Below are 5,484 nucleotides of genomic sequence, written 5' to 3'. Positions count from 1 at the left end.
AGGGCGCGGCCATCACCGGTCCGAGCCGCGAAGTGGCCTTCGTGTTCCAGGACTACGGGCGCGCCCTGCTGCCCTGGCGCACCGTGCAGGCCAACGTGAGCCTGGCGCTGGAAGCGGCGCAGGTGCCCGTCGCCGACCGGCCGGGGCGCATCGCACGCGTGCTGAAAACCGTCGGCCTGAGCGCGCACGCCGACAAGTTTCCGGCGCAGCTCTCGGGCGGCATGCAGCAGCGCGTGCAGATCGCGCGCTGCCTCGCGCAGCAGCCCGACGTGATGCTGATGGACGAGCCCTTCGGTGCGTTGGACGCGATGACGCGCGAGACCCTGCAGGACGAGCTCGCGCGCCTGGTGCGCGAAGAGGGCCTGACGGTGATGTTCGTGACACACGACCTGGAAGAAGCGCTGTACCTGGGCGACCGCGTGATCGCGCTGCGCAGCAACCCCACGCCCGCGCTGCCCAGCCTGGCCGCGCTGATCGAGGTGCCGCTGCCGCAACCGCGCGACCAGCTGAGCACCAAGGAACACCCCGAGTTCCTGCGCCTGCGCCGCGAGCTGTACCACTACCTGGGGCATTGAGCGCCATGGTCATTCGCATGAAGTCGCTCGCGTTTCCCGCGCTGCTGATCGGCGCGCTGGAAATCTGGGCCCGCACCACCGGTCAGGGCAGCGATGCCATCGCACCGCCCAGCGCCGCGCTGCGCGCCTTCGGCGGCGCCATCACCGATGGATCGCTGTTCGAAGCCACCGCCTTCACGCTGGGCACCGCCGCGCTCGGCCTGCTGATCGGCGCGCTCGGTGGTCTGCTGCTGGGCACCCTGCTCGGCCTGTCGCGCCGCGCCGCGCAGCTGGGCTTTCTCAGCGTAGAAGTGGCGCGCCCGATTCCCTCGGTGGCGCTGATCCCGCTGGCCATGCTGGTGTTCGGCTTCGGCCTGCGCATGGAACTCAGCGTGGTCGCCTTCGCCTGCCTGTGGCCCATGCTGGTGCTCACGCAGGCGGCGGTGCAGCAGGTCGAGCCGCGGCTGCTGGAGGTGGCTCGCGCGCTGGAACTCACGCCCCGCCAGCGCTTCGCCTGGATCGTCGGGCCGGCCATCGTGCCGCGCCTGTTCGTCGCGCTGCGCCTCGGTGTGGCGATCGCGCTGGTGGTGGCCGTCACGGTGGAGATCGCGGCCAACCCGCACGGCATGGGCTACGCCATGATGATCGCGCAGCAAAGCCTGGACCCGGCGCTCATGCTGGCCTGGCTGGCCTGGATCGGCGTGGTCGGCTACGCCATCAACGTCGGCGCGCTGGCGCTGCAGCGCCGCGTGGCGCGCGCCATGGGGGAGCAAGCGGCATGAGCGCAGCACACAAAACACATCGAGCCCTCGGCGCACTGAGCAGCGCCTCCGGTTCCCTCCTGGTGCTCGGCGGTTTCATCGCCCTGTGGTGGGCGGCCAGCACCAGCGGCTGGGTCAATCGCGCCTTCCTGCCCACGCCGCAGGCCACGCTGGTCAGCCTGGTGCAGGGCCTGGCCGGCGGTGACCTTGCGGCCTACACATGGGCCACGCTCAGCCGCATGTTCAGCGGCTGGGTGCTGGCGAGCGCACTGGGCATCGCGCTGGGCGCGCTGATCGGCAGCTCCCGGCGCGCCAGCGAGTGGATCGCGCCCACGCTGGAGTTCATCCGCCCCTTACCGGCTTCGGCGGTGATGCCGCTGGCCATCGCGCTGTTCGGCCTCTCGGGTGGCATGGTGCTGGCGGTGGTGGCCTTCGGTGCCATGTGGCCGGTGCTGCTGGCCACGCTGCACGGCCTGGCGAACGTGCACAAGCAGCTGCGCGAGGTATCGCGTTCGCTGGAATTGAGCCACCTCGCCTTCGTGCTCAAGATCGGCCTGCCCAACGCCATGCCCGACATCCTCGCCGGCATGCGGCTGTCGATGACGGTCTCGCTCATCGTCTCGGTGGTGGGCGAGATGATCGCCTCGCAACCCGGCCTGGGCCAGGCCATCCTGCTGGCCGCGCGCTCGTTCCAGGCCAGCGACCTGTTCGCCGGCATCGTGCTGCTCGGGGCCATGGGCTTCCTGAGCAACGTGCTGCTCGCCGTGGCCGAAAAATCCCTGTTGCGCTGGCAACACCCCTGACATCACCGCCCCTCTGGAGAACACCATGCCCCGCAAATTCATCGACCTGTCCATCTACCTGGAAAACGACGTGCTGAGCGACCCGCCCGCGTTCGCGCCCAAGATCCAGTACTTCACGCACGACAACACCTTCGAGCAGATCGAGCCGTTCTTTCCCGGCCTGAAGAAGGAAGACCTGCCCGACGGCGAAGGCTGGGCGGTGGAGCTGGTGCAGCTCTCCACGCACAACGGCACGCACCTCGATGCGCCCTACCACTTCCACTCCACCATGGACAAGGCGCTGGGTGAGAAGAAGCCCGCGATCGCGATCCACGACGTGCCGCTGGAGTGGTGCTTCCAGCCCGGCGTGAAGCTGGACTTTCGCCACTTCGCCGACGGCTACGTGGTGACGGCCGACGACGTGGAAGCGGAGCTGAAGCGCATCGGCCACACCATCAAGCCGCTGGAGATCGTGGTGGTGAACACGCGCGCCGGCTCGCGCTACGGTCACAACGACTTTGTCTCGGCCGGCTGCGGCATGGGCTACGAGGCCACCATGTACCTGCTGGAGCGCGGCGTGCGCCTGACCGGCACCGACGCCTGGAGCTGGGACGCGCCCTTCGTGCACACCGCGCAGAAATACGGCGAGACGAAAGACGCTTCGCTGATCTGGGAAGGCCACAAGGCCGGGCGCGACATCGGCTACTGCCACATCGAAAAGATGCACAACCTCGAGGTCCTGCCGGCCGACGGTTTCTTCATCTCCTGCTTCCCGCACAAGATCCGCGGCGCCTCGGCCGGCTGGACCCGTGCGGTCGCCATATTCGACGACGCCCTGCAAGCCACCGCGGCATGAACACCATGGAACTGAACCACACACACGACCCCGAAGCGCGCAGCTGGCTCGAATCGGCCAACGCACCGGGCACCGACTTTCCGATCCAGAACCTGCCCTTCGGCGTCTTCCGCCGCAAGGGCTCCAGCGAGGCCTTTCGCGGTGGTGTCGCGATCGGCGACCAAGTGATCGACCTCGCGGCAATAGCGCGCGACAACGCGGTGTCGGGCCCGGCGGCGCAGGCGGTGAATGCCTGCACCGGCGACGCGCTCAACGACTTCCTGGCCATGGGGCCATCGGCCTGGCGCGCGCTGCGCCACGCGCTGTTCGACCTGCTCAAGACGGGTGCCAGCGGCCCCGGCATGAACGCGCTGCGCGCCAGCCTGGTGCCGCAGGCCGAGGTGGAGCACCGCGTGCCCACGCGCATCGGCGACTACACCGACTTCTACACCTCGATCCACCACGCGCGCAACGTGGGCCGCGTGATGCGACCGGACGACCCGCTCACGCCCAACTTCCAGTGGATCCCCATCGCGTACCACGGCCGCGCGTCCAGCGTGGTCATCAGCGGCACGGCATTCAAGCGGCCCATGGGCCAGGCCATGCCGCCGGGCGCCAGCGCGCCGGTGTACGGCGCCTGCAAGCGGCTCGACTACGAACTGGAGATGGGCTTCTACGTCGGCCCGGGCAACGCTCTGGGCTCGCCCATTCCGCTGGCCGAAGCCGAAGACCACATCTTCGGCATGTGCCTGCTCAACGACTGGTCGGCGCGCGATCACCAGTTCTGGGAAATGGCGCCACTCGGCCCCTTCCTGGGCAAGAACTTCTGCACCACCGTCTCACCCTGGATCGTGACGATGGAAGCGCTCGCGCCCTACCGCGCGCCCTTCGCGCACCCGGCCGACGAACCGCAGCCGCTGGCCTACCTGGACAGCGCCGCCAACACCGCCAGCGGCGCGGTGGACGTGCAGCTCGAGGTGCGGCTGGAAGCGCGCGAGCACCGCGAACGCGGCATCGCCCCCGACCGCCTCTCGGCCACCAGCTTCCGCCATCAGTACTGGACCATCGCGCAGATGCTGGCGCAGCACACCGTGGGCGGCTGCAACCTGCAACCCGGCGACCTGCTGGGCACGGGCACGATCTCGGGCCCCACGGCGGCAGAGGCCGGCGCCATCGTCGAACTCAGCGTGGGCGGCACGAAGGACGTGCCGTTGCCCGGCATCGGCGCGCAGCGCCGCTTCCTGGAAGACGGCGACACCGTGATCCTGCGCGGCTGGTGCGAGAAGCCTGGGGCGGCGAGGATCGGGTTTGGTGAGAGCCGGGGCGAGGTGCTGCCGGCAATCGGGTGAGGCCGCAGGCTACGGTGCGCCCGACTGCGCAAGCAGCGCGACCCACATGGCCAGGACGGCCAAAAAGTTGACGGTGAAGACAATGCCGCGCAGACGCACATTCGTTGTGAAGACCTGGATGCAACTGTGTGCGACCCGCCCTGCGACGAAGAGCCACGCCAGAGAAAGCTCCAACTGCCCGGCCAGTGGCCGCTGAAGCAGCAACAAGCACGCGACGTAGAAGAACAGAGGCCACTCAAACTGATTCGACAGGTTGGCGCTGATTCGGCGCTCTGTACCAGCCCAGGGATTGCTGCCGTCTGGCGCGCGGCCGACCCCCCAGACTGACGGGGCACGAGCCATGGTCAGAAGCGCATAGAGGATGGCCGTGAGGCCGATGTGGGCCGCCATCGGATAGAGGAGGAGACTGGATGTCATGGGCATGTTCTTCTCACGTAGCGAGGGCTCCCTCGTGAGGCTTGACGTTTGAGGTGAGGCGGGACCAATGGTGGGACGCCAGGCCCGGACTGGCGAGAATGTACCGCGTACCGCCAGTCCGGGCCTGGTGGCCCGCCGTTGGGCCTCGCCTCGACCGAGGGGTTAGGCCTTATGCGCGCGGCCAGGCGAGAAAGAGTGTGACCACCCAGGTGCACAGGAGTACGCCAACAAACAAGAAGTAGAAGTCATCCGGCTCCTTTGGGACTTCCCAGGCCGAGATGAAGACAGGGCCCAAGAGGGTGCGGGTCTGAGCAAGTCGCGTGCGGCGGGCATCAAGTGACTTTCGTAGGCGAGCCAAGGCCATAGCCGCGACAACTGGTATTGCGCAAGCAAGAAACACCAATGCCCAGGCTATAGCAACAGTCAGGGGCTTCGTTGCCGAATGCTGTGAGATCGTTATTAGCGCAGCGTCTAGGCCAACGGTGTAGTTCATGACTGTCCACTGCTGCTGCTTGAAGAATGCAATGTCGGCGGCGGTGACTTGATACAGGGCGCCGAGCGACTCACGGTCCGCGTCGGAGGGCGCATTGGTGGGCGAGGACGGTGTTGTCATGGGCCTAACTTTGATTTAAACGACGAAACGCAGGATACCCACAATCTCAGTCGTTAAACAAAGACACACAGCGTCCCCAGAAAGCAATGGCGGTAGCGCCCGGCATGCGCACAACGCCTTTGCCGGGCACAATGCCAGCGGCGCGAAGAGGCGCGCCCGCCCCCCTCAACAAC

At 67.6% G+C, this 5,484-nt stretch carries 6 protein-coding genes; 5 read left to right on the top strand and 1 reads right to left on the bottom strand.

Annotated features, from left to right (window positions below; genetic code table 11):
• From N878_RS11625 to fahA, 5 genes are all read left to right on the top strand, one after another.
• Positions 1–575, top strand: a 575-nt coding sequence (locus tag N878_RS11625; protein ID WP_021443826.1) for an ABC transporter ATP-binding protein, incomplete at its 5' end; no start/stop codon positions are given.
• Positions 576–592: 17 nt separating this feature from the next.
• The gene (locus tag N878_RS11620) at positions 593–1,336 is read left to right on the top strand and encodes an ABC transporter permease (RefSeq protein ID WP_218186842.1); all 744 of its coding nucleotides are present in this window, start codon (positions 593–595) and stop codon (positions 1,334–1,336) included.
• Positions 1,333–2,118, top strand: a complete 786-nt coding sequence (locus N878_RS11615) for an ABC transporter permease (protein ID WP_021443824.1) — start codon at positions 1,333–1,335, stop codon at positions 2,116–2,118. The genes N878_RS11620 and N878_RS11615 overlap by 4 nt, the downstream gene beginning before the upstream one ends.
• 25 nt (positions 2,119–2,143) lie before the next feature.
• The gene (locus tag N878_RS11610) at positions 2,144–2,953 is read left to right on the top strand and encodes a cyclase family protein (protein ID WP_021443823.1); all 810 of its coding nucleotides are present in this window, start codon (positions 2,144–2,146) and stop codon (positions 2,951–2,953) included.
• On the top strand, positions 2,950–4,281 hold the full coding sequence (gene fahA / locus N878_RS11605; protein ID WP_021443822.1) for a fumarylacetoacetase: 1,332 nt from the start codon (positions 2,950–2,952) through the stop codon (positions 4,279–4,281). The genes N878_RS11610 and fahA overlap by 4 nt, the downstream gene beginning before the upstream one ends.
• A gap of 9 nt (positions 4,282–4,290) precedes the next feature.
• Here the strand turns inward: fahA and N878_RS11600 are convergent, their stop codons facing one another.
• Positions 4,291–4,698, bottom strand: coding sequence for an MAPEG family protein (locus tag N878_RS11600; protein WP_021443821.1), 408 nt, complete (start codon positions 4,696–4,698; stop codon positions 4,291–4,293).
• Between the last annotated feature and the right edge of the window lie 786 nt (positions 4,699–5,484).

The organism is Pseudomonas sp. EGD-AK9, from assembly GCF_000465935.2.
Classification (GTDB): Bacteria; Pseudomonadota; Gammaproteobacteria; order Pseudomonadales; family Pseudomonadaceae; genus Aquipseudomonas.
Note: the sequence above shows the minus strand (reverse complement) of the source record. Positions and strands in the feature narration are given on the sequence as shown.

What these genes read in the sequence shown, in the direction of transcription:
- fahA (WP_021443822.1), top strand. Translation starts at nt 2,950, where the DNA reads ATGAACACCATGGAACTGAACCACACACACGACCCCGAAGCGCGCAGC.
- N878_RS11620 (WP_218186842.1), top strand. Translation starts at nt 593, where the DNA reads ATGAAGTCGCTCGCGTTTCCCGCGCTGCTGATCGGCGCGCTGGAAATC.
- N878_RS11600 (WP_021443821.1), bottom strand. Translation starts at nt 4,698, where the DNA reads ATGACATCCAGTCTCCTCCTCTATCCGATGGCGGCCCACATCGGCCTC.
- N878_RS11615 (WP_021443824.1), top strand. Translation starts at nt 1,333, where the DNA reads ATGAGCGCAGCACACAAAACACATCGAGCCCTCGGCGCACTGAGCAGC.
- N878_RS11610 (WP_021443823.1), top strand. Translation starts at nt 2,144, where the DNA reads ATGCCCCGCAAATTCATCGACCTGTCCATCTACCTGGAAAACGACGTG.